Below are 23,667 nucleotides of genomic sequence, written 5' to 3' on the forward strand. Positions count from 1 at the left end.
CTATCCTTTTTATTGCCCTGCTTCGTTAAACTTTACAATATCCATTGGCACTATTTTATCGCCTGCATTGTTACCCCAAGCATTACGCTGATAAGTAATCACAGCAGCAAGATCTACTTCATTAAGCTGTTTGCCAAATGCTTGCATTGCCGTACCCTGTACACCATTGACGACAGTTGCTATATGTTGTTGCGGATCACCTGTTGCAATCTTGCTTCCTTTAATAGCAGGGAAAACAGGAGGCACACCTTCTCCATTAGGCTGATGGCATGCTGCACATGTTGTGTTATAAACTTTTTCACCACGACTATAGAGTTCATCTTGAGACCATACTTTATCCCGTAGTTCTCGCTCTTTTTCCGCAGCTTCTTTTTTAGCGACTAACCAAGCTTGATAATCTTCTGCAGATTTTGCTTCAACCACTATTGGCATAAAACCGTGATCTTTTCCGCAAAGTTCTGCACATTGACCACGGTAAATGCCAGGCTCTTCGATACGTGTCCAGGCTTCATTAATAAACCCAGGAATAGCATCTTTTTTAACCGCAAGTTGAGGCACCCACCAGGAATGAATAACATCATTAGCCGTAATTAAAAAACGTATTTTTTTATTAACAGGCACAACCAGAGGTTCATCCACTTCAAGTAAGTAGTGGTCACCCTTTGGTTCTTCATTAGCTATTTCTGCTCTAGGTGTACTCAGGTTGCTAAAAAAACCTACATCATCAGTAAGGTATTTATAGTGCCATTTCCATTGATAGCCTGTTATTTGAATATCAATATCAGATTCTTTGGTGTCGTATACTTGAATTAAGGTTTGTGTCGCTGGCACAGCCATCGAGACAAGAATAAGAAAAGGGATTGCTGTCCAAATGACCTCAACTAGCGTGTTTTCATGAAAAGCTGCAGGCTTGGCACCAAGAGATTTTCGGTGCATTAACATAGACCAAAACATCACGCCAAAAACGACCACGCCAATGGCAACACAAATCCAAAATATCGTCATATGAAGATCGTAGATGGAGCGGCTAACTTCAGTAACCCCTTGGGGTAAGTTAACTTCCCAATCCCCATACACCGATCCACATGCCAGTAGCATGCTGATAGCTGCTATTAGCTTCGGTTTCTCTCCTAACAACATTCCTTATGCCTCTTGATTATATTTATGTGCCAGCCCAGCTATTTCACCAGACCAAAGAAGCTTTACATCTAGTCCTTTAATACCATGACTTTTCGGGTTATACCCTACACTTTGGTTATTTCTAGTGGTGCATATGTTAGGCTACAGGCTAAACTTACTTTATAATTTAATGATTTAGAGGGTATAAATTGCTAACAGTTAACTAAATTTTCGCTGACTTTTATTAAGACTACTTGTTTTAACGCAACCACCTACCTATTCCCTTAAGCTTCCCTTTTTATTAGCTATTCCTTGGTTAGCTGATCATTAATTATCTATTTGTATGTGGTAATTGCTTTTTATTTTCCATCACTGCTTGTCACTGAACTTAAGTAAACACTTAGCTCACCATTTTATACAACTGCTTTATTATAACGAACCGCATTCTTACGGCAACTGGCGGTAACACAGAAAAACAATGCTAAAGCGAAGTGATTAAAAATAATTGAGCTGAATCAATGAGTTAGCTAATAAAATAAGGCAAATAATATTTTATTATAAAAAAACAGTTTTATTAAAAGTATGTTACTCTTACTAGGCCCTGTTATTGGGCTTTGGGAGTTGTATAAATTGAAAAGCATATACTCACAACAGTAGTTTGAGTATAAGTCATTAATTGTATGAAGAGTATTCATGTAAAAGTATGGGCCATTGCCTGGCCTATGATGCTAGCTAATATCACTACTCCCTTGCTTGGATTAGTTGATGCGGCGGTATTAGGACATTTACCAGAGGCTTACTACTTAGGCGCTGTCGCTATTGGCTCTGCTATTTTTAGCTTTATTTTCTGGAGTTTTGGCTTTTTACGTATGGGCACAACCGGTATTGTTGCCCAAGCTTTTGGTGAAAATAATTATGTTGCCATTCAACAATGCTTTTACCAATCTATCATTATTGCGCTAGTAATTGGCACTGTCGTTATTATCTGTCAGTCTGCTATTTTCTGGCTAGGCTGTTTATTTTTTGACCCTCCTTCTCAAGTGAACAGTGAACTACGCATATATTATGAGATTAGGATTTGGTCTGCACCTGCCGTACTTATTAACTTTACCCTGATTGGCTGGCTTATTGGTGTTCAACGCACACGATTACCACTGCTATTAACAGTGATAGCTCATTCTACTAATATTGTGTTAGACATTCTACTAGTCATGGTTTTTAAGTTGAATACAGCAGGCGTTGCCATTGCCACAATCACCGCCGATTATTTGACACTGTTTATTGGTCTACTCTGCTGCAGCAAGGTATTAAACACATTAGGTCAACCTTTATTCACGACTATTAGCATCAAAGGCATTAAACAATTAATCCTGATTAACAAGGACTTATTTTTTCGTTCGCTGTGCTTATTACTTTGCTTTGCTTTTTTTACAGCACAAGGTTCCCGACAAGGAGAACAAATATTGGCCGCGAATGCATTATTGATCAACTTTTTACTCATTATTTCTAACGGCCTGGATGGTTTTGCCCATGCAGCTGAAGCATTAGTTGGTAAAGCTATTGGTGAAAAAAAACTCAACCATTTACAAGCGGCTATTAAATCAACAGGTATTTGGTCTCTCGTTGGCAGCATCTTCTTTATGATTTTATTCTGGTTGCTAGGTAAGCAGATTATTTTTGCTTTAACTAATATTGAGTCTGTCAGAGAGCTTGCCATCACCTACTTACCTTGGCTTATTTGGCTACCCTTAGTTACCGTTTGGAGCTATTGGTTAGATGGTGTATTTATTGGCTCAGTAAGAACAGATCTAATGATGTATACCGTGCTAGGTAGTTGTCTGCTTATTTATTTACCAGTTTGGTGGTTTACTAGACAGTTTGACAATACTGGATTATGGCTGGCGTTTTTTTCCTTTTTAGCCGCTCGAAGCTTATTTTCAGTGGCAGGGTTTTATTATATGAGTAAAAAGCAAGCCTGGTTCAGCTGTACCTCTTTCAAATGATTTTTAACTTTGAAAGGGGGAACAATGCTCATAAAACTTTGCCGTTCAGCTCATATAGCCTACCATTAATCTAACACTTGTTTTATACTCGTGTAGGTAATAATGTGTAGTAAATGAATCCCAGATATATCGCTTAAATCATTATTATCTTTCGTCAACTCTTTACATTTTACCCACTATAGCAGTGGAACAGCTTCACTAACGTTCAGGCATCCAAAAATACCAAGCAAAGCCCAAGTACAACAGGGGAATGGAGAAAGTATTATGGACGATCGTAATAATAGCCTCTTAAAAAATAAGAAAGCCGGACTTCCACCTTATATCAGTAATACCTGGATATTTGGTTTTCATTGATCCTGAAATAAAAAATCAAATACACATTCCAGGGATTTAATTCCCTGTTACGGTTTTCCTAAAAGCATGCTACTTATAGCATTTAATTCTAAAAATATAGCCTTCTGGCAGAATGTTTAACTTAACTTTATTGCAAAAAGCTATTAAAAATTTGGGATTAGTTACAATTGACAAAGAGTAAGTGGTTTTTTTATTCACTTTAAAAGCTTCCTTATAGCTTTTTTGTTAAAATTACTAATTTTTATGCTAATTATTTATTTCGATTTTTGTGCAAATTGCAATCCGCTTCAACGTATTAATTTTTAACAAGCAGTTTAATTTTTAGACCTTAATGGAGTTAGGCTCTAGTCGGTGATGCTTATGATAGTGAGTGGTATGAAACAAGCCATGACTGAAGCTAAGGAACAGGATCTGGTCAGTTCCGAGTGGATAGCTCAGCTAGCGGTAGAAAGTAGACAATTACATAGAACCATCAAATTACCTGAGGCAGAAGGGGATCAAGCCCTTTTTAACTTTGTGCTTCAGTATATTGAGGCTGTTCCAGGCTTTATTGAGCATGCCTTGAATACAGCAGCGAAACTGGATTTGCTGAAGTCTATTGAACCAATTGTTAAGCAAGCAATGGTTTTTTTTAGACACCCTCCTAAGCAAGTGAGGACTAAACATCACTTTAATCATTTAGGTAATCTATATAAATTAATGGATCAAGCTTATTTAGCTCATCGCTTATTAGAAGAGTTAAATGATGCTTTTATGCTGCAAACCGGTATGCCTATTTTACCAATGGATACCACCAAAGCTAATTTAATTATCTATGGCATGATTGGTGATAATCATGGTTGTGAACTCGAAGATATAGTGCAGGAATCCGCCAGTCAGTTTGATCTTTACCAATTGGCAGCTAATACCACCATTGATACACAACAGGTTTCTTTATTAGAACAAAACTGGCCCTGTTTTAGCACCCAGCTAGGTATTTGCTTACAACTACGAGAGCGTCATCTACGATTAGTCTCACCATAGAAACTACTACTAGCCATAAAAAACCCTGCAAATGCAGGGTTTTTTATATGGCCAATAGAATTTATACCACTAGTCTTTTTGGTATTGTTGTTTCGGCTTTAGTTTTGGATTTGGATAAAACTTCAATGGCTGACTGACAGGTTGAGAAACGCTGGTACTTGGATGATTAACTCGGGTGGGTAATTCTGTAGGTGAACCAATTGTCGCCATACTATCAGTGTAACCACATTCAACACACTCCCTTACTTCATGGTCATTTTCTTGATAAACGACTATACGGTCCATATTTGCACAACGGGGGCAAACAGCCCCTGCTATAAAACGTTTAGTAATACTCATAATTATACCCTTCGCGAATGACTTCTAGGGTTTGTTGTCGTCACTAGAAATCATTCGCTTTGGCTTGTCCAGCTTAATCTCAATTAAAGTTACTGTTCGCCCTACAGTGGCTGGGTCACCCTCTATTGCGTGATTCCACTATGTTTTAATAATGGCTTAATGCTGGGTTTGTGGCCACGAAAATCCACAAACAACTTCATAGCATCTTCAGAGCCACCTTTTTCTAATATGCTGGTTAAAAATTGTTGGCCGGTGATTTGATCAAAGATTCCATGTTCTTCAAACTTTGAAAAAGCATCTGCTGATAATACTTCCGCCCATTTATAACTGTAATAACCTGCCGCATAGCCACCAGCAAAAATATGTGAAAAGCTATTTTGAAAACGGTTAAATTCAGGGGCAGGTACCACAGCTACTTGTTGTCTAACTTCATTTATTACTTTCTGAACATCCATACCAGGCTGATGCTCCAGATGTAATTTAAAGTCAAACAACGCAAACTCTAACTGCCGTACCATCATCATGCCCGACTGAAAGTTCTTTGCTGCCAACAGCTTATTTAACATCTCTTCAGGCAACACCTCACCGGTTTGATAGTGACCAGAAATCAATGTTAATGCTTCTTTTTCCCAACACCAGTTCTCTAAAAACTGACTAGGTAGTTCCACCGCATCCCAAGGCACTCCATTAATACCAGAAACATCCATATAGTCCACTTGGGTAAGCATATGATGTAACCCATGGCCAAATTCGTGAAATAAAGTCGTGACCTCATCATGGGTTAATAATGCCGGTTTACCTCCAACAGGTGGTGTGAAATTACATACCAAATGAGCAACAGGAATTTGTACTTTATCCGCTACTTTGCGCCTTACCTGGCACTCATCCATCCAGGCACCACTGCGTTTTTTACTTCTGGAATAAAGGTCTAAGAAAAACTGCCCTACAATTTTACCGTCACGAACCACATTAAAAAACTTAACGTCTTTATGCCAGGCATCCACACCATTAACTTCAACAATATTAATGCCAAATAAGCGATGGACCACCTCAAACATACCAGAAACAACTTTTTCAGCAGGGAAGTAAGGCCGTAACTGCTCTTGAGAAATATCATAGCGATCGTGTTTTAGCTTTTCAGCATAATAAGCAACATCCCAAGCTTCTAGCTGCTCTAAGCCATCCAGTTGCTTGGCAAATGCCGTTAACTCAGCAAACTCCTGTTTGGCAACTGGATAGGTTTTTTCAGCAAGTTCATTCAAAAAGCCCACCACTTCTTCAGGAGATTCTGCCATTTTGGTAGCTAATGACAGTTCTGCATAATTATTAAAACCAAGTAACTGAGCTAATTCATGACGCAAGGTTAAAATATCATCTATTAACGAGCTATTATCCCACTTGCCAGCATTTGGACCTTGATCAGATGCTTTAGTACAAAAAGCCGTGTACATTTCCTGTCGCAGTTGCCGGTTTTTACAATAAGTCATCACTGGTAAATAACTGGGAAATTCCAAGTTTAATAAATAACCCGTTAAGTCTTTAGCTTTAGCAGCGGCTTCTGCTACTTCTAATGCAGATTCTGGCAACCCTGCTAATTCACTTTTATCAGTGATATGCTTTTCCCAGTGATGAGTTGCATCTAACACATTGTCGGAAAATTGACTGGTTTTTTCTGACAGCTGCTTTTTCAGTTCACCATATCGCTGTTTTGCTTCACCCTCTAGGGCTATGCCTGATAAACGAAAATCTCTTAACGCATTGGTAACCACTTTTTGTTGAGCAACATCCAGCTTTTTAAATTCTACAGAGTCAGCCAATGCCTGGTAGGTTTTAAATAAACCTTGGTGTTGACCCAACCAAGTGCCATATTCAGCAAGCTTTGGAAGACACTTATTGTATACCTCCCTTAACTCTGGGCTATTTACCACAGAGTTTAAATGGCTTACTGGAGACCAGGCTTTATTAAAGCGGTCGCTAATTTCTTCCAACGGGACATTCACTGAATCCCAGCTCACTGTAGAATTTTGTTTGACCAGCTCATCAATAGCTTGCTTGCTTTCTTCGATTAACTTATTTATGGCTGGCTCAACATGCTCAGGTTTTACAGCACTAAAGGGAGGCAGTTCATGGCTTTCTAACAGTGGGTTAGTCATAGTGTTCCTTATCAGTCTAAGATAGCTACTAATTACCTATTACAATGGGTTTGATCAGCTCATTATTCAATGAGCAGGCAGTCACACCATTGCTTGATGCCTATAGAGGATAAAACGATATGTCTACAATAATACGCGAGTTTCAAGGCCACCGCCCCCAAATAGCTGATAGGGTTTGGATTGACCCAACTGCCACTATTATCGGTCATGTCACTATTGGTGAAGATTGTTCCGTATGGCCTCAAGCAGTGGTTCGTGGTGATATGCACTCGATTACAATTGGAGCAAGAACCAGTATCCAAGATGGCTCTATCTTACACATCACCCATGCTAGCACTTACAACCCAGATGGGTATCCACTAATCATCGGTGATGATGTTACTGTTGGCCACTTGGCAATGCTCCATGGCTGCACCATTGGCAACGAAGTATTGGTTGGCATGAAAGCAACAATAATGGATGGTGCTGTAGTTGAGTCACAAGTCGTGATTGGTGCAGGAAGCCTGGTTCCCCCAGGAAAAACTTTAGAGAGCGGCTATTTATATGTAGGCAGCCCAGCCAAACAGGTGAGAGCACTAACAGATAAAGAGTTGAGTTACTTTAAATACAGCGCAGAAAATTATGTAAAGCTGAAGAATCAATATTTAGTGGAGCAATCACAGAGCTGACACATAAAAGCTATCAATAGCTACAGAGAATAACAATTTAGGCTTTGTTACCTTAGTTATTAACCACCAAGGATGGTGGAAATGCAGTCAATGCATGGTTTTATAGATGACCTCCAATAGAACAAGCAGGAGCAATTGCCGAGGAGTGGAGTCCAGTCATTTAGTTTAGAATTGATTGAGAGTGTTGCAAAGAGTTATGAGCGAAGCAAAGACAAGGCAAAAGGCGTTGAAAAAGCGGAGTTTGTACCTACCTTTTGAACCGACTTTTAACGCCGTATTTGCAAGCCCAGTAGTTTGCCACCTTCTCAAAAATGATAGTGCCAATCGCATAATGTACTAAAGTCCGTAGTTATCCCCCCACAAACAATCGCCACTATTTTCTCATAGGGTTCCAGTACTTCATTGACACAATAGATAGGTGACAATGTGGCACCACAAGCAGGTTCCACGATGACTTGCTGATGGTTGGCAAATGCTAAACAGGCTGCCACTGCTTGTTGATCTGAAACGGTTATAGAATATACCGGGTGCTCATTGGCTGCTCTCACTGCTTGCTTCGCTACTTGCCTGGCCCCCAAACTAGTGGCGATGGTCCTGATTTTATCTATGGCAACTGGTTCACCCGCTTTCATTGCTGCATTAAAAGAAGCTGCTCCTTCAGTTTCCACAGCTATAACCGGTACATCACCCCAGCCTTCGGTCATTAAGCCTTTTATTACACCACTAAGTAACCCTCCGCCACCAACAGAAAGCACAACTGCATCAGGCTTTTCAATTTGCTGTTTTAACTCAGTGACTATTGAAGCATGTCCCTGCCAGATAAAGGGGTCATCAAATGGATGAATCAGTGCTATATCAGACTCTTCGGCCAGTTCTAATGCATGCTGGTTAGCCTCGTCCCACACTTTACCTATCACAACAAGGTCTGCTTGTTGTTCTTCTATAAGTTCGCGGGCATGCTCCGGTGTTGTCTCTGGCACAACAATAGTAGCTGGGATATTTAACTGACGAGCAGCATAAGCAACAGCATAACCCGCATTCCCACCTGAAGCGCACACAAAGTGTTTGACTCCTTGTGACGCATAATGCTGGCAAGCTAAACCAATACCTCTAATTTTAAAAGACGCAGTTGGTTGCCAACATTCCATTTTCAACAATATTTGTTTTTGCGCCTGTAAACTTAGCCGCTGATGATGGATAACAGGTGTTTGCCAATGGAGAGGTGAGAAATGCTGTTCAGTCATAATTACTCCTTGTGCTTGAAACGAATATAGCACGAATTAGACCAAACAACGAAATTACTAAAAAAGCTTAATTTATTTGCAGTGATAACTTTGCTTACAATTTCCACTTTTCAGGTGGGTTTTGATTACCATAACTATCGATAACTAAAATACCATCATCAAACTGTGCGCCGACAGGTTCAGCCTTTAGCTCAATGCATTCAGTAATGCTAACTGGATTAGCTGTACTACACTCATGGGCAGAAACCAAATAAAAGTTTTCATGACTCGGCACCCGTTTATCACCATAACCAAGCTGGGTAAGATCTTTTGTGTAAATAAGCTCCTCCGTAAAATACCGCTCCTGCGCCTGCATGACTTCCAGCAACATGGTTTTGCCATCAGCTCGCCTTGTTCGCATCATTTGGTCTTGATAACTTGGTAAAGCAACTGTTGCCAGTAGGGATACAATAACAACAACCATTAAGACTTCAATCAGTGTATAACCTGAATTTTTGCTAAACCTAATTTCCATATTCACGCCCTTTTATATGTAGCCAAAGCGAATGGTTTTTAGGGGCGGCCGTCAAGCGATGAGTTCCAGTAGCACTTTTATGTAAATTAAAGTAGCTACCGCCAGTCTTGCTGTATCAGACTTGCCCCCACGAGTTTATGTTTTTATAAATGATTGGGGTGAAGACAGTTTATTGCTCCTGCATAAACTGCATTCACACCATCCATGGTGCTTAGCGACGACAACAAACCCTAAAAATCATTCGAGAAGGGTATAAAGCTGTTACTCTTCTCGCCAGAACGTTTTATATAAAGTATCCCGGCCTTCTAACGCATCTTTGTTTATTTCAGTGCCAACAGCTACAACAGGAATACCTCCTTTTTGAATAACACCAGGGGTACCGGGAATACCCCCGTTCTTCAAAATAAAATGTCGGTTTTTCTTCTGTGGTTCATTACTGTTACCAGTGGGCACAACAGCTGTTGCATCTTGTAAATTCACGGCATAGAGTAAACCCGATCCCGCTGAAGGCTTGCATGGGTCTTTATTTTGCTGTGAAGTAGTGGGTTGGTGAGTAGTAAATAATAAAACACCAGCATAGGTTGTTGATTCACCCAACACTTTTTCACCTTCATGTTCCAGCCGAATAAACCACCCTCCAGCATTATCTAGCTTAGCCAGCTCTTGTTGTTTAGTATCATCATCTAACCCATCCTGAATTAGGTTTTCAGTGGCATCATATAAATCACTTTCATTAATTGTATTTAAGCTACCGCTATTTATTGGCCCAAATGGACGGTCATCTTTAATCATATAAAAACGGTCAGCATTCGTTTTATCAAGGGGATGTGCTCGAAAACCAGAACCTACTGAAAGAGCAATGTAGCTATTATTTGCGCCACGCTTTTGTACTAATGCTGGATCAACTGCCGAATAAAAACGGCGCACACTAGTACCTGTCGGTTCACCAAGCTTGGCCAGTAAATATCCTTTGGCAAAGTTATTACTACCACTGTTTTGTTGATTAATATCAAACCGCCACACTTGTCCACTAATATCAATGGCATAGAAATAATCGACTGCTCCATCAGAATTGATATCAACAAGCGAAAGGTTGGCAGGAAAACTGTATTTCATTTCTGTTAGTTTTTCATTAGCACTGGCTTGTGCTGATGCTTCCCAGAGTTTTTCACCAGTAGATGGATCAACCATGTAAATGGCTCGTCCAATTTGATCAGGAGTCATCGTCGACTTTTCATCCTGACTAGGATCATACCCAGCAGTAAAAAATAAAACCGTCTTAAATTCTTCTTTCCCTTCCCATTTTACTTTCGCAATAGTTGGTTTAGACCAGGTTTGTCCTAACTCTCTAAAATCACCTGTTACATCAGCCTTACCGTCTTTATCTAAATCTCCTTTAATAACCCAACTCAGAATAGGAGAATGTCGATTAATCACATCTAATGCATAAATATTATTGCCACCACGGCGCATTGTCAGATAGAGGTATAAATGCTCTCCTGTATCAGCCGCTCCATTATTACTGCTCAATAAATCGTTATCATCATTTTTATCAAAATGCCATACACCAATTGGGCCATCTAAACCATACAATTTCTTCTGATTATCTTTAGCTTCATTACGACGATATGCAGCAATATTGGGTAATAGCTCTTGAGGTATAAAACTAAACTCTTCTTCGCCTGTTTCCACATCAACTGCATACAAAAAGCCCTCATTCGTTGTAAAAAATACTGTTGTATCTTTTGTTTTACTATTAACATCACTAAAATAGTTAATAACTCTGGGGGCAGTATGTAGTGGATCACCTATCCGCTGGTTTATATCATCTTTACGCCCATCCAGATCATCATCATCAAGATCAACACCTCTCCCCCACTGGATGATTTCTTTTCTATCATCTGCATTGGGCTCACCCAGTAAATCAAAAGTTAAATTACTATTATCTTCGTGAAATTTGTTACTTGACAAATTTAGGTTCACATTAATAGGAGGAATGGAGTCAGTATAAGTGTATATATTTCTATTTAAGCTTAACTGGCTAACCATACCTCCTTTCAATACATCTGCACCATCTTTTTCACTACTCCAATAACTTTGGCTTTGTTTACTAAAACCACCCTCACTTGGGTTTAAAGCTGGATTATTATTCACATCAACAACAGTATTATCATCACGTAAACGATAACGTTTTAAATTTCCATTCCAACGTGGTCCTTTATCTGGCCTAAACAGGGTGTAATAGATTTCATCGCTATTTTGCAAACGATTAAAAGCATCAATCGTAACAGCAGGGGTAACAAAGGATGTATTGATATCTAACACCCGGCTAATAATATCATCTAATGCTTTTTGCAAACCTTCTACATCATCAGCCGGGTAATATTTTCCCCCTCCATGTTTCGCAGTACTTTTTAGTAAGTCAACTGCATCACCACTCAAACCAAAGCCACCAATCGTATAAGTCGAAACGATTTGCTTTCCATCTAGGTGATCGGCCATGTCATTATTTTTCATATACCAGGCCAACTCATCTAAACACATTCCATTTTGCTCGTACCCTGAAATACTTTTACCACAGTTTTTATTTAAATCATTAGGAAGTGTTCTATTGAGAGCATGAAGCAATCTTCTAATATCGCTATTTGACGTGATATCTCCTCTAGGCTGCCCATCAGTGAATAAAACTAAACTGTTGTATTGACATTCATTATCAATTGGAGACTTATATTTATTTCCCACTCTTGAATCTGGATGGCTTTTACCAGGCTCAGTATCATTACCATAAACAACTGAATCACCAGAGTAATACATAAACATTTCATGCAAAGACTCACTTAGTGGTGTATTACCTTTAGGTTCATACTTATTAATCGATTCTATAAATTTATTTTTATTAGTTCGTTCTGTAATATCTAGAAATGGCAGGTCTATATAACCGCCCTCATGTATTATATAATTTGATCCCTTATATCTTTCATGACCCTCATCAAAACGTGCCAAGCCAATATTAATATCGTTAGTTATTTCCACTAGATTTGATGCAACATCCTGTACAATCTCCAACCTCATTAATTTTCCATTTCTAGGCTTATGAGGCTTAATTTTAAACTTAGATTCATAGTCACTAGATACTTTTGTCATTCCATTCATACTACCAGAAGTATCTAATAGCAATAAAACATTAGATTTTATTTTATTATCACTATTTTTTTTGAAAAATATTTCAGTATCATCAGCCATAACTAAACCAGCAGTCGCTAAACTAAAACTGAAAGCCAAATAATGTAGTCTAAAGTTAGTAAGTTTCATTAGCCTCTCCTGGCTTTCTATACTCTTCGCGAATGATTTTTATGCCTTGTTACCATCGCTGTGAGTATATACTGATTTATGTTTACACCTAAAAATGGTTAGCTAAGAGTATATTATGACTTTGGTGCAGCCAACATTAAACCCACAGCTTGATTAGATGAAGCGCCTATATTGGTTATTTCAGCTTTGGTTTTTAATTTATAACGATAACCAGCATAGTCTTTACTCAAGCTAAATTGTGGTGGTGGCGCACCAGTAGATAAATACTCTAATTCACTTTCCTGACTAACTTTTTTAATATTGAGTTTATCAGCAAGCTGATATTTTTTAGTATTACTTTTAAGCGCTTGTACAAAAGGTTTATTATCCTGTTTTAAGCTAACTGTATGCTGCTGAATAACACTGTAAGTCGCATGGTAAATTTGTATATCATACTGTGAATTACTGGTCATTTTCTCTTCAAAATTTGCTGACTTTACTGCACTTATACTAATCAGCATAAACAACAATAACATAATTAAGGAGATAACTAATGTTGCACCTTGTTGTGAGTTTATTGTTTGTTTCATCGTTACTAATCCTTTATGCCATTCGCTTTGGTTATTCTTGCTGTCTTTTAACATCTAAAAATGAAACATAATAAGTTTATCTTCAGGATAATTCTAAAAATAGAAATTTTTAGAATTATCCATTAGCTAAATACTTCCTATCATATCCAAACTAGAATTATTAATTGTGAAAGTCGTGCTATAGATATAACGCATTTTATTATCATAAAAGCTTATTTTTCCACTATCTAATACTGAATAATGACGTGTTTTACTTGAAGATAAACCACTAGCCTCACCTGAATTAACTAAAATACCAACTTTTACTGCTCTTACCTTTAACCAGTCTGTTACTTTAGCTGCATTAATATATTGAGTAACATAGCCATCTTCATTAGTAATACCATATAATACTTGGAAAGTATCAACTCCGGCAATTAATGGAGCAGGATCTGATAACCAGATTTTTTTATCAGGATCATAACCACGGCAGTATAGAATAGACAAATCATCCTGTTTGGCTAAATAATACACATTAACCACTATCTTCTCTGAGTCAACTTTATGTCCTGTACAATCTACCTCATTAGATGCTTCCAATTGTATTGCTATACGATCACTTTGATTAGATCTACCATCATTTGTACAAAAACTATCACTGGTTTTACATTCATTAGTAGCTTCCACATAAAAATAATTTAAAAGTTCGCCTTTATCTGGGTTACGATAACCAGCCATGCGAATATCCCTAGATAGCAACTCTAATGAAAAACGGCCATTTTCTTGTGTACGTGCCAACTGGCTATTATGCCTAAATGTCATACTTAGCGACTGGAAAATCTGCAGGCTAGCAGCTGTAAGAATTAAGCCCAATAGTATAGCAATCATTAATTCAACTAGTGATAGTCCCTGTTGTTTGGCTATGAGTGGAATTTTTAGGCTAATAGTTTTTTTATTCATGATTAACCACCACTGTTACTCTGCCAGTAAGGTTATTATTATGTTTATTAAGATTAATTTTTTTGTCAAATGAAGTATTCCACCCAACCACTACACTATATAATTTATTGGGACAGTTCGATGCCTGATTACCATCATAACATTCAATTTTTGCTGTTATGTTTGCCAGTGTATCATTTAAGTCTGACTTAATTTTATTATCATAACCACACATTAATTCCCAGGCATCAAAATAAGCAAGTTCTTCCGAGTTACAGCTAACGCCGGATGTTCTACCACTATTATGGCTATAGTCACTACATATTTTTATTGGCATTGTTTTATTTTTACAACCATTACGATATTGGTTTATTGCATTTGCATAATGGCCCTTTTCAAATCCTAAAGCATTAACTCGGATTCGCTCTACTATTTCTTGAGCTAGCCACATCGCTTGTGATCTTTGCGATGAATCAAATGTGCTATTCATCGCTTTCGATTGCAACATTACTTGCCCCAATAACCCAACGGCCAGCACAAAAATAGAAATTAATATTTCTATAAAGGTGGCACCCTGCTGATGGTGTCTTTTGAAATTTGGTATATCCATAATCGAGCCACCTCTTATTTTATGATTGATCTATTTGCCAAGCTTATACTGGGCACTTACCAATAATTTTTACTGATGGCCGCCCTATTAAATTTACTACTATTTCCCTGTTTTTTTCTTTCTCACTAATACTGCAAACATAGAAAGTTATTTGACGTTGAGTGCCAGCAAGCATACCATTTTGCTTGAAGCTAATATAATTTTGTTGCTGAGGACTAGAGAGAATATAAATACCTTGACGTATGTCCATTATATTTTTAATAAGTTTGTCTTTATCTGGATCAAACGCAGTATTTCCTTTTTCGTCATCATCGGTATAAATTTTCCAACCTTTATCCCAATGATTTGACTTTTTTCCTGAATTACCAATAGTAATTGTTTGATTGCGTTTGATTGCTTCGCTTTTAGCAAGATAAAGACTTGAAACTAAGTTATTTGTTTCAGCCCTTAATTTATAGGAACGGATAATACTATCAAAGCTTGGTACAGCATAATTAATAGTAATAGAAAGGACTGTAAGGGTGATGAGAAGCTCTACGAGGGTAAAGCCAGCGATTTCCTTTTTCATAATACACATCCATGTACCCTTCGTGAATAATTTATAGCGGTTGCTGTGACCACCACGGATGGTGGAAATGCAGTTAATGAAGGAGCAATTAACTGTCATCACACCTCACCCCAATCACCTATTACTTATAGGCTCATGGGGCTTCGCTGCTGGACAGCCTACTCTAAAAAAAATTCACATTGGCTATATTTCAACTGTTGTAATTAAGGTTAGTCTTAATTACTTGAAAGGAAATTTCTGGCTTTTAATTGTGTGAAGTAAGTTCAGTTATTTAATAGAATATAAAGTAACAAAGATATAGCAATAATCTAAATCCTCTGTATAAACCATACAGTACCTATTAAGCTGGTTAGCAGTGATGAAATAACGCCCATCTTCAATCCATGTTTCCATTTAAACATTGCATATACTGGGAGTAACAATAATGCAATAATTGCAATTTGTCCTAGCTCTACGCCAAGATTAAACATCAGTAACCGTCCCCATATTCCCTCCCCTGAACTTAATTCTTGTAATAAATAACTAAAGCCAATGCCGTGTATCAAACCAAAACAGAAAATGACCCACCAACGGTTGCGATAACGTTTCTCAATTGTCAATTTATTGTTGGGTTGCCGATACAAATAGTAAATATTTTCCAGCCCAAGCATAATCACTGTTACTGCTATTAATGGCTCAGTAATAGAAGGAGATATAGATACCACTCCTAACACTGATAAAGCTAAAGTAATTGAGTGTGCCAAGGTAAATGAAGTAACCCATAGTAGTAATTGTTTAAACGCGCATGGAATCAACAACAAGCAAATAATAAATAATACATGATCAAGCCCTTGCCAGATGTGTGTTATTCCTATCCAGATAAATGAAGATTCAATGCTACTTAAATTACTGTTATTAATACTAAATGCATAACTACTTTTATCTGAAACTTTTTCTTTAACAACATTTTGTTCAACTATGTCATCGATATTTTTACTGAGTAAATCTCCCCAGCCTTCAACTTGCAGCTGTCGATGAGGATCGGAACTAAGAAATGAAGTCGTTAGCGGTTTACCCCATTCATTTAATAACTGCTTTATAGGAATTACCAATTCTTTTTTATCAAAAGCAAATCTCATACGTAACTTGTTATCAGCCATAAAAATACGGGAGTAGTTCTGGTGACCTCTCCACTGCTCCGTAAACAGAGCATAACGAATCGACAATTCATCCATACCTTGTGGGCACTCATAACTCAATACATACTGATAAGAAGCAATTTTAGGTAAAGCCTTTGCCGTACTATTGAATAGAAAACAAGTACGCTTATTAGCAAAAACTCCCCATCCATTAACTACAGATGACATATAGGTTGCTGGTGGTGTTATTTCAGTATTACCAGGGATAAGCTCCAATAAATTATCACTTGGTAATGTATAAATAATTTTTACCCCTGGCTTAGCAATTTGTATTGAGGTATCTGTAAATCCACTTAAATGGGCTGAGGCTATAAATGAAATAGCCCAGAGAAAAGTGATGGTTATTATTGCTCTTATCATTTCTAACTCTTTATATTGATGACTTAAGTATGAATATTTTTTATTAGGCACCAATTTAATTGCTGACAATTGAAAACTTCAGCCTATCTGAAAGCTCAAAGTAACCATCATTACTAAAAAAGCAAATAAAGTAATCGCCCTTGGTTAATCCTTTAAAAGATAAAGTGCTAGAAGATGATGAGGCATAATGCCACTTGCTTGAAACCTGCTCACCTGGCTCTTCGTCTATATGATATATACCTATCCAATCTTTATGGTTACCACTTGCTCCAGACCAATTAACTGTAACTGTCTCCCCCTCATTCCATTTACTTTTTGGCAGCTTAAGCTCCACAACCGGTCCAACATAAAAATAAGTACGATCGGCAATTTCTTTATAGCCATCACTCTCAAAAAAACCAGCAAAATACTCCCCATCAGGCAAACCATTAAATATAACCTCACCCGAAGCACTCTTTGCATATGTCCATTGTGTGGATGAAACTGAACCAGGTTTTTGGTCATTTTTATAAATACCTATCCAGTCTTTTTCATTGCCATAGCCATTTTTATAAGTAATTGACACCTTCTCACTTGAGCGATATTTGTTTTTATTTAAACTAATAGTAGTTTCTCCATCAGTACTCTCAATTACCTTAAATGTTTTCACTTTTGACCAGTCGGACCATTGAATATTTTTATCTCTATGCCTTACCCGAATAAAATAATTACCATTTGGCAACCCTTTTTCAGGTATTGTCCAGCTTAAAATATCTACCTCTGCATTAATATCTACAGGTACGTAATTCGGAGCACCCGTATCACCATAAATATTTTCAAAATCACGTATTTTATCTACTTTAAGTGCTTTAAAACCAGCGTCAGTAGCAATTTGAAACTGAGTACTGTTAATTGTCTCCAACTCAATAGTACTGAATAATGAACTCCTGAACACATATGGCAATTTTATAGGGGTAGTTATGTTATTCTCAATAAACGGTTTATTTGGTCTTGTTAAATCCAGTTTACGATGAAATGAATCAATTAACTGACTATTATAATGGAAACCTTTGGCCTGATATAATTGAGGGTGGGCTTCTGCATAGGTTTCTACGGTCATTTCACGAGTAGACAGGTTAATATCAATAATCTGCCATGCCCAATTGGCAATGGTTTTTTGCACATCATCATAATCCACTTCCGTGGATTGTCCCCAGTATTGGTCCCATGCGGTCCCACCGGATATCATATGATAAATTGGCCATTCACGGGTTTGACCACGGGCGTATAAATGATGGTGCCCACTAATATTCAATACATGCTTTTTCGTACTAGCAAGTATTTTCATCCAGGAATAGCGTAGGACTTTTGAAATATCTCCCACATATTGCTCTGCCTGATATGGGTGATGAATAACACTGATAACCCAGTCCACACTGTTATCAGCATCTGCCACATTCAGTACTTTAGTTAACCAGCTTTTCTGTGCTTGATCAGCTTTCATACTGTTTAAATGTACAATTAGCAACCGACCCACCTGGTAAGCATAATAACTCTCATTATCTGATCCAGAGATATTCTGATAGCTCAACCCATCATAAAAAAAATGGGCTTGGTAATTCTTTAAACTGCCATCAGAATAGTATTCGTGGTTACCCACTGTAGTCATTATTGGGATATTTGCAGAAATAGCGGCTGATTGAGCAAAATGTAAGTTTTCATAATGGTCTAGCGTACCAACATCTACCTGATCTCCATCATTAAGAACTAAATTAATACTTTCTTCAATAGTTGTAGCGTATTTTTCTTCTAGCTTCTTTTTAGCTGCTTTCACTAACTGCTCGTAACGTTTTTGATTACGAACTTGGTGATCACCCATCACTAAAATACGATAGTGACCAGCTCTATCACCTGTTCTCGGTTGGGTTTTAAAACGATGTACTACCGAATATGCGGTACCTGTTTTAACCCGATAATAATATAAAGTATTTGCTTGCAAGCCAGTTAACTGTACCCCATGATATTGATAACCAATCTCCAACGCTTGATTGCTACCAGAAGCCGTGTAGTCTAAATCTGTTGGACTCAAACCATACTCTACTAATGACTCAGCACCTCTTGTTGTCTTCCATGATACCCAAATTGAGTTATCTGTAGGGCTTTGTAAATAGGGTTTAATTTCTGCTATGGATACACGAGAGAACAGTATAATTAAAGCCACTACCCCTGTAGATATTACTTTGTATGGTAAACTTTTCATTTATTTACTCTTTTATTATTTATTACCTTAACGTAAATATACTCTCATATTTAACAATAATAATATGTCATGCTAACTGCTTTATTATTACAAATATAATACAGAATAAAATAATGCCGCCCATAACCGTAACATCAAACACTTTATTATAAATTTTACTTTATTTATTATTTTGTAAAAAAAATCAATCATTTAAATTTTTTAATTATTTCTCGGCAAACTTATATTCTTGCTGCTACAGTTCTATCGTGTGTAATGCAATGGAATGTGCTGTGAGGTTTTTCTAGATCTTGACTGCACTTTCAAGGAAATTAACACTCACATATATCTAGTGACACCAGTCTATTCTTATTTAGAGTGATGTAATATTTAATTAGCAAAAATTGCATCAATTTTGTGTCACATAAATAATTTAAAATATTATGGAGAATATTATGAGCATTAATTGGAACGATGGTCAGTTAATCACTCTAAAACAAGGCGATACTGCAACCTGTACTGGCAACTTAAATAATGGTCAACTTTACTGTCTGTTTTTCTATAACGCAGCACAAAATGATGCAGATACAAGTGTTAGTGTCGTTTGGTCAAACAGCCAGCCTCCTGTACAAGTTGTTGTACCTGGTACAACTGGTAACCAAGGATTAGCTGCTTTATGTTTTGTTGATGGTAGTGAAACAAATACCGTATCAGCTGCAGTTCTTCAAGGCAGCCCTGGTGCTGATATTCAAGCATTTATTGGTAGTGTTAAAATGCCTACTAATACACAAGGTATTGAAAACCGTCAACTTCCTTTAGATGGCGATCGGCATAGCTTCAACAAGTTTACTCGTTATTATGCTGTTCCCGAATCACACTGGTATGCTGCGCAAATTCAAAGCGATATAAACCAGTTTATTGCTGTTCAATTTGCTGAGCATCAAGCTGAAGTGATGATTGTAAACAAACTTGTAGACCCAGGTAATGTAATTAAATATGCAGGCAACTCTCAAAGCCTGGTTAAAATAAATGAGTCTACTACTCAATCAATCCCTTGGAACCTACAAGGTAATGGACAACAACTCGTTTGGATTAATGCTGATAGTACTCAAAACAGTCAAAGTGCTTCTATCACCGTACAATCTCTTAGCAATGTCTATGCAGAGCAGGCATAAGAAGTTATTTAATATACACTCATTAAATGTATGATGCCTTAGTATTAGGGTGCCGGCTTCATTAGTCGGCGCTTTTTTTATTATTACAACTATAATTTTAATTTAAGAACTTTAATTTAAGGCTTATTATTATTTTTTTATGCCTGATAATAGTAATAGAAGAATGTTTTAAAGTACACTCCCAGGATAAGGATATATAAAATAAAAAAAGCTAGTGATTCACACCACCAGCCTGATAATCTTTCTTTATATCTTTATAGTTATTTCTTTTTAAGCTAAATAAGCATTAATAGCTAATAATTAACCTTTATTTTTATAAATAGTAATATTTACATATAAATCATTAAAGTCTTTGTCACCAGCATTTGCACCACCATCATTGGTTGCAAAACTATAAGTGTGAATATAGGGAGCACCTTGATATACACAGGCAGACTCACAAGGTAAGATCCCTGCATTTGGTGTTAGCTCTACTGTATAGGTTCCATTTCCATCAGATAAAAATGAACCTTCTCCAATGCTAGTTAGCTCACCACCACTACTGCTTTTTCCTTGTGCTTGGAAAACGACTTTACCACTTGAATTTTTAATAACAACAGTTTGATTACCACTAGATTGAGCATAAGCAGCAACGTTAACTAACTTATTATTAGGATCAATATTAATCAGTTGAGTACCAGTAACTGGGTTAGGCATGCAACACTCCTTGTGCAAATAATTGATATTATTAAACGCCTAACTCAGTATAGATGCAAAATAACCAACTACTAGTCTTATTTTACCAAGTTACTATTGGTTAGCTAAACTGCCAAGTCCAAACAAATTTTAAAGCCTAATCTATGAGAAATATTAACAAGATCATCTAACTCGAACCTACCAAGGTTGCCGTTTTGTAATACACTGACTGCCGTATGTGAAATATCCAGCACTCTTGCTGCATCATTATTAGTCATCTCACAGCGTTTAATTTGCTCTGTAATTGCCCGAGTAAGTGCCAACCTCAGCATATAGTTTTTGGCTATTATTGGGTCATCAGCCAAATCTTGGCAAACTGTTGCTATATCAGAGGTATCTATTGTGACGTTATATGTTGCCTTTGCTGTAATCGACTTAGAAACTTTTTTACTGTAATGGCTAGCATCTACTTCAATCATAAACCAGAAGCCATCTTTACATACATCATCTGTAAGATGCTGTTCAACTCTTGTCGCTTTTGGTATTGATTGCCCATTCTCAGCCAACATCGCAAAGTGAGTATGAAAGGTATTGCCAGCATCCCGAATGCACGACTCAATATCCTCACCAGTAAAAGTCAGTCCTGTCACACCAGGTGCGAAGCCATCAACAGCACCATTTTCATTAGCATGGAGATAAATTGGATATAATGCTGTGCTACTATCTTTATCTTGTTTTGCTCGTTCATCTCGTTTTTTTCGTTCGTCTTTCAATTCATTCAATCCTTGTTGATTCAAATGGCTCCATGTTGAGAGTTTTAAGATGTTGGTGAAGTATAACAGATAAAGAATGTTGCTGCTGTGGTAAGTCTTTTGGTAGTAGTTAAGCCCGATACCATTTTGCGCCACGTCCTTTACCTTTTAATTGAATAGTACCTGCTGCTTTTAATTCATGAATAACATTTCGTATTGTTTCATGACTGACGCCAGGCAAACTATTAGCAATATCTGATACCAATCATGGTAAATAATCTGTAAAATACCTTGTCACAGTATTTCACTTAATTTGACTAGGAATTTAATAATGGCAAGGATTGCTTCTATTCCAGATGAATTAACAGAGAGCCACATCCAAGAACACGGCTTCGCTTATTAGCGATGGCTCATTTACAAGCAGGTTGGTCTCAAACTGAAATAGCACGAGCATTAAGGAAATCAAATAATACCATTCAGGACTGGCTCAACCGTTTTAGACGAGATGGCCTTGAAGGACTTTATGAACAACCCGGTAGAGGAAAAAAACCGTTTCTTTGTCCTTCACAATATAATGAATTTAAAGCGGCCGTTATTACCTTACAAAACAATCGCCAAGGCGGCAGAATTCAGGGTAAAGATATACAACAGTTGCTGCTAGAACAATTTAATATAGACTACAGCTTAAGTAGTATTTATGAGGTATTGCATAAAGCAGGACTTTCTTGGATTACATCAAGATCTAAACATCCTAACCATAGCCCAGATAAACAGCAAGCGTTTAAAAAAACTTTGAAAAAGAGGCCCTAAAAGTACTTCCCTCATCCGTTTCTCCAGATAAAGTTGATATTTGGTTTCAAGATGAAGCGAGAGTGGGTCAGCAAAATACCTGTACGCGTATTTGGGCAGAGAAAGGTACGCGTCCACGAGTGGTGAAGCAACAACAGTTTGAGTCAGCTTATCTCTTTGGCGCTGTTTGTCCTGCTAAAGATAGAGGAGTGGCTCTTGTATTGCCTATTGCTAACACAGAAGCAATGAGGTTGCACTTAACAGAAATTTCAAAAGCCATTTCTAAGGGAAGACACGGACTGGTTATCGTTGATCAAGCGGCATGGCATACGACTCATCGCCTAGAAATACCTGCGAATATCACGCTATTAAATTTACCACCCGTTTCCCCAGAGCTTAACCCGGTAGAGCGGATATGGGAAAAACTGAGAGAAGATTCACTGGCAAACCGTTGTTTTAAAAATTTCAATGATATTGTTGAGTCTTGTTGTGAGGCATGGAATGTATTTGTGAATAAGAAAAATAACATTAAAAGCTTGTGCTCCAGATGTTGGGCTGTTTTAACAAGCTAATAAACAGGATTGGTATAAAAAGTAATATCTGACTATAAAACAGTCAACAAAAAAGCCGCTAAAAGCGGCTTTTTTAGATTTATAAGTTGGAGTTAGCTTTTCCAGCGTATACACCCACTATTATCATCAGGTATAGTGTCTTGGTCTTTATACCAGCAGGTTTCATTAGAGGATGTAAGAGTCAATGCTCCATCGCCTTTTTGTGGAGAGTCTGCTTTTGGCACAGCCCTAAGGTTATAGCCATCACCTTTTTTATTAACATAAATATATAAATCATAATATTTTTTATCTCCATCTTTCGGAGCTTCTTTAACATATACACCAGGAGCAGGTCTATTATCTTTTGCTTCTGCTGTTTTATAGTTGTACTGTTTTGCATAATGCCTTTCTACTGCCTGAGCAAATTTCATTAATTCACTCTGGGCATCTGCCCTACGGCTTTTTTGAACATATTCTTGATAAGACGGGATAGCAACAGCTGCTAAAATAGCGACTATTACCACCACAATCATCAGTTCAACTAAGGTAAAACCTTGACTGCGTTTTTGCATTAA

At 37.4% G+C, this 23,667-nt stretch carries 22 protein-coding genes; 6 read left to right on the forward strand and 16 right to left on the reverse strand.

The genetic code is table 11. The features are described 5' to 3' along the window. Positions 1-9 precede the first annotated feature (9 nt). Complete coding sequence (coxB, locus tag G4Y78_RS27815) at positions 10-1,140, reverse strand: cytochrome c oxidase subunit II (protein WP_222937601.1); 1,131 nt, start codon at positions 1,138-1,140, stop codon at positions 10-12. A 659-nt stretch (positions 1,141-1,799) separates the two neighbouring features. Here coxB and G4Y78_RS27820 point away from each other — a divergent pair. Then, positions 1,800-3,122 (forward strand): MATE family efflux transporter, encoded by a 1,323-nt coding sequence (locus G4Y78_RS27820; protein ID WP_163836195.1) that lies wholly within the window; start codon positions 1,800-1,802, stop codon positions 3,120-3,122. A 729-nt stretch (positions 3,123-3,851) separates the two neighbouring features. Continuing rightward, positions 3,852-4,499 carry a hypothetical protein gene (locus tag G4Y78_RS27825; RefSeq protein WP_163836196.1) on the forward strand — a complete coding sequence of 216 codons (648 nt, stop codon included), beginning with the start codon at positions 3,852-3,854 and terminating at the stop codon, positions 4,497-4,499. A 69-nt stretch (positions 4,500-4,568) separates the two neighbouring features. Here G4Y78_RS27825 and G4Y78_RS27830 read toward each other — a convergent pair whose 3' ends face one another. Further along, complete coding sequence (locus tag G4Y78_RS27830) at positions 4,569-4,838, reverse strand: YheV family putative zinc ribbon protein (RefSeq protein ID WP_163836197.1); 270 nt, start codon at positions 4,836-4,838, stop codon at positions 4,569-4,571. 122 nt (positions 4,839-4,960) lie between these two features. After that, entirely contained in the window at positions 4,961-6,991 is a 2,031-nt protein-coding gene (prlC, locus tag G4Y78_RS27835) for an oligopeptidase A (RefSeq protein ID WP_163836198.1), read from the reverse strand. 119 nt (positions 6,992-7,110) lie between these two features. Here prlC and G4Y78_RS27840 point away from each other — a divergent pair, with 119 nt between their 5' ends. Continuing rightward, positions 7,111-7,659: a gamma carbonic anhydrase family protein gene (locus G4Y78_RS27840; RefSeq protein ID WP_163836199.1), complete on the forward strand. Its 549-nt coding sequence runs from the start codon at positions 7,111-7,113 to the stop codon at positions 7,657-7,659. 305 nt (positions 7,660-7,964) lie between these two features. Here the strand turns inward: G4Y78_RS27840 and G4Y78_RS27845 are convergent, their stop codons facing one another. The 9 genes from G4Y78_RS27845 to G4Y78_RS27885 all read right to left on the reverse strand — a co-directional run bounded on the left by G4Y78_RS27845 (position 7,965) and on the right by G4Y78_RS27885 (position 19,171). Next, on the reverse strand, positions 7,965-8,903 hold the full coding sequence (locus tag G4Y78_RS27845) for a pyridoxal-phosphate dependent enzyme (RefSeq protein ID WP_163836200.1): 939 nt from the start codon (positions 8,901-8,903) through the stop codon (positions 7,965-7,967). Between the two features lie 94 nt (positions 8,904-8,997). Continuing rightward, on the reverse strand, positions 8,998-9,417 hold the full coding sequence (locus G4Y78_RS27850; RefSeq protein WP_163836629.1) for a type IV pilin protein: 420 nt from the start codon (positions 9,415-9,417) through the stop codon (positions 8,998-9,000). A gap of 261 nt (positions 9,418-9,678) precedes the next feature. Further along, positions 9,679-12,729 carry a PilC/PilY family type IV pilus protein gene (locus G4Y78_RS27855; RefSeq protein WP_163836201.1) on the reverse strand — a complete coding sequence of 1,017 codons (3,051 nt, stop codon included), beginning with the start codon at positions 12,727-12,729 and terminating at the stop codon, positions 9,679-9,681. Between the two features lie 113 nt (positions 12,730-12,842). Then, on the reverse strand, positions 12,843-13,298 hold the full coding sequence (locus G4Y78_RS27860; protein WP_163836202.1) for a PilX N-terminal domain-containing pilus assembly protein: 456 nt from the start codon (positions 13,296-13,298) through the stop codon (positions 12,843-12,845). Positions 13,299-13,424: 126 nt separating this feature from the next. Then, a complete protein-coding gene (locus G4Y78_RS27865) occupies positions 13,425-14,237 on the reverse strand; it encodes a PilW family protein (RefSeq protein ID WP_163836630.1) in 813 nt (270 codons plus the stop codon). Then, positions 14,230-14,826, reverse strand: a complete 597-nt coding sequence (gene pilV / locus G4Y78_RS27870; RefSeq protein ID WP_163836203.1) for a type IV pilus modification protein PilV — start codon at positions 14,824-14,826, stop codon at positions 14,230-14,232. Before pilV ends, G4Y78_RS27865 begins: the two co-directional genes overlap by 8 nt. Positions 14,827-14,869: 43 nt before the next feature. Beyond that, positions 14,870-15,394: a GspH/FimT family pseudopilin gene (locus G4Y78_RS27875; protein WP_163836204.1), complete on the reverse strand. Its 525-nt coding sequence runs from the start codon at positions 15,392-15,394 to the stop codon at positions 14,870-14,872. A gap of 308 nt (positions 15,395-15,702) precedes the next feature. Beyond that, positions 15,703-16,932 (reverse strand): HupE/UreJ family protein, encoded by a 1,230-nt coding sequence (locus G4Y78_RS27880; protein ID WP_163836205.1) that lies wholly within the window; start codon positions 16,930-16,932, stop codon positions 15,703-15,705. A gap of 55 nt (positions 16,933-16,987) precedes the next feature. Beyond that, positions 16,988-19,171, reverse strand: coding sequence for a purple acid phosphatase family protein (locus G4Y78_RS27885; protein ID WP_163836206.1), 2,184 nt, complete (start codon positions 19,169-19,171; stop codon positions 16,988-16,990). Between the two features lie 434 nt (positions 19,172-19,605). On the opposite strand from G4Y78_RS27885, the gene G4Y78_RS27890 reads away from it, so the two are divergent. Further along, complete coding sequence (locus G4Y78_RS27890) at positions 19,606-20,325, forward strand: hypothetical protein (protein WP_222937602.1); 720 nt, start codon at positions 19,606-19,608, stop codon at positions 20,323-20,325. 300 nt (positions 20,326-20,625) lie between these two features. Here the strand turns inward: G4Y78_RS27890 and G4Y78_RS27895 are convergent, their stop codons facing one another. The 3 genes from G4Y78_RS27895 to G4Y78_RS31475 form a co-directional block, all read right to left on the reverse strand. Next, positions 20,626-21,021, reverse strand: coding sequence for a hypothetical protein (locus G4Y78_RS27895; protein WP_163836207.1), 396 nt, complete (start codon positions 21,019-21,021; stop codon positions 20,626-20,628). Between the two features lie 104 nt (positions 21,022-21,125). Then, entirely contained in the window at positions 21,126-21,773 is a 648-nt protein-coding gene (locus G4Y78_RS27900) for a type II toxin-antitoxin system HicB family antitoxin (protein WP_222937603.1), read from the reverse strand. Positions 21,774-21,882: 109 nt separating this feature from the next. Further along, on the reverse strand, positions 21,883-22,017 hold the full coding sequence (locus G4Y78_RS31475; protein WP_163836209.1) for a winged helix-turn-helix domain-containing protein: 135 nt from the start codon (positions 22,015-22,017) through the stop codon (positions 21,883-21,885). A gap of 95 nt (positions 22,018-22,112) precedes the next feature. On the opposite strand from G4Y78_RS31475, the gene G4Y78_RS31480 reads away from it, so the two are divergent. Both G4Y78_RS31480 and G4Y78_RS31485 read left to right on the forward strand, forming a co-directional pair. Continuing rightward, entirely contained in the window at positions 22,113-22,562 is a 450-nt protein-coding gene (locus G4Y78_RS31480; protein WP_268935115.1) for an IS630 family transposase, read from the forward strand. A 38-nt stretch (positions 22,563-22,600) separates the two neighbouring features. After that, the gene (locus tag G4Y78_RS31485) at positions 22,601-23,113 is read left to right on the forward strand and encodes an IS630 family transposase (RefSeq protein ID WP_163836355.1); all 513 of its coding nucleotides are present in this window, start codon (positions 22,601-22,603) and stop codon (positions 23,111-23,113) included. Positions 23,114-23,205: 92 nt separating this feature from the next. Here G4Y78_RS31485 and G4Y78_RS27920 read toward each other — a convergent pair whose 3' ends face one another. Continuing rightward, complete coding sequence (locus G4Y78_RS27920; protein ID WP_163836211.1) at positions 23,206-23,664, reverse strand: type IV pilin protein; 459 nt, start codon at positions 23,662-23,664, stop codon at positions 23,206-23,208. Between the last annotated feature and the right edge of the window lie 3 nt (positions 23,665-23,667).

It is taken from the genome of Spartinivicinus ruber (genome assembly GCF_011009015.1).
In the GTDB taxonomy this organism is placed as follows: Bacteria; Pseudomonadota; Gammaproteobacteria; order Pseudomonadales; family Zooshikellaceae; genus Spartinivicinus; species Spartinivicinus ruber.

Coding starts and splice junctions, on each gene's coding strand:
- coxB (WP_222937601.1), bottom strand. CDS start 1,140: ATGTTGTTAGGAGAGAAACCGAAGCTAATAGCAGCTATCAGCATGCTA.
- G4Y78_RS27820 (WP_163836195.1), top strand. CDS start 1,800: ATGAAGAGTATTCATGTAAAAGTATGGGCCATTGCCTGGCCTATGATG.
- G4Y78_RS27825 (WP_163836196.1), top strand. CDS start 3,852: ATGAAACAAGCCATGACTGAAGCTAAGGAACAGGATCTGGTCAGTTCC.
- G4Y78_RS27830 (WP_163836197.1), bottom strand. CDS start 4,838: ATGAGTATTACTAAACGTTTTATAGCAGGGGCTGTTTGCCCCCGTTGT.
- prlC (WP_163836198.1), bottom strand. CDS start 6,991: ATGACTAACCCACTGTTAGAAAGCCATGAACTGCCTCCCTTTAGTGCT.
- G4Y78_RS27840 (WP_163836199.1), top strand. CDS start 7,111: ATGTCTACAATAATACGCGAGTTTCAAGGCCACCGCCCCCAAATAGCT.
- G4Y78_RS27845 (WP_163836200.1), bottom strand. CDS start 8,903: ATGACTGAACAGCATTTCTCACCTCTCCATTGGCAAACACCTGTTATC.
- G4Y78_RS27850 (WP_163836629.1), bottom strand. CDS start 9,417: ATGGAAATTAGGTTTAGCAAAAATTCAGGTTATACACTGATTGAAGTC.
- G4Y78_RS27855 (WP_163836201.1), bottom strand. CDS start 12,729: ATGAAACTTACTAACTTTAGACTACATTATTTGGCTTTCAGTTTTAGT.
- G4Y78_RS27860 (WP_163836202.1), bottom strand. CDS start 13,298: ATGAAACAAACAATAAACTCACAACAAGGTGCAACATTAGTTATCTCC.
- G4Y78_RS27865 (WP_163836630.1), bottom strand. CDS start 14,237: ATGAATAAAAAAACTATTAGCCTAAAAATTCCACTCATAGCCAAACAA.
- pilV (WP_163836203.1), bottom strand. CDS start 14,826: ATGGATATACCAAATTTCAAAAGACACCATCAGCAGGGTGCCACCTTT.
- G4Y78_RS27875 (WP_163836204.1), bottom strand. CDS start 15,394: ATGAAAAAGGAAATCGCTGGCTTTACCCTCGTAGAGCTTCTCATCACC.
- G4Y78_RS27880 (WP_163836205.1), bottom strand. CDS start 16,932: ATGATAAGAGCAATAATAACCATCACTTTTCTCTGGGCTATTTCATTT.
- G4Y78_RS27885 (WP_163836206.1), bottom strand. CDS start 19,171: ATGAAAAGTTTACCATACAAAGTAATATCTACAGGGGTAGTGGCTTTA.
- G4Y78_RS27890 (WP_222937602.1), top strand. CDS start 19,606: ATGAGCATTAATTGGAACGATGGTCAGTTAATCACTCTAAAACAAGGC.
- G4Y78_RS27895 (WP_163836207.1), bottom strand. CDS start 21,021: ATGCCTAACCCAGTTACTGGTACTCAACTGATTAATATTGATCCTAAT.
- G4Y78_RS27920 (WP_163836211.1), bottom strand. CDS start 23,664: ATGCAAAAACGCAGTCAAGGTTTTACCTTAGTTGAACTGATGATTGTG.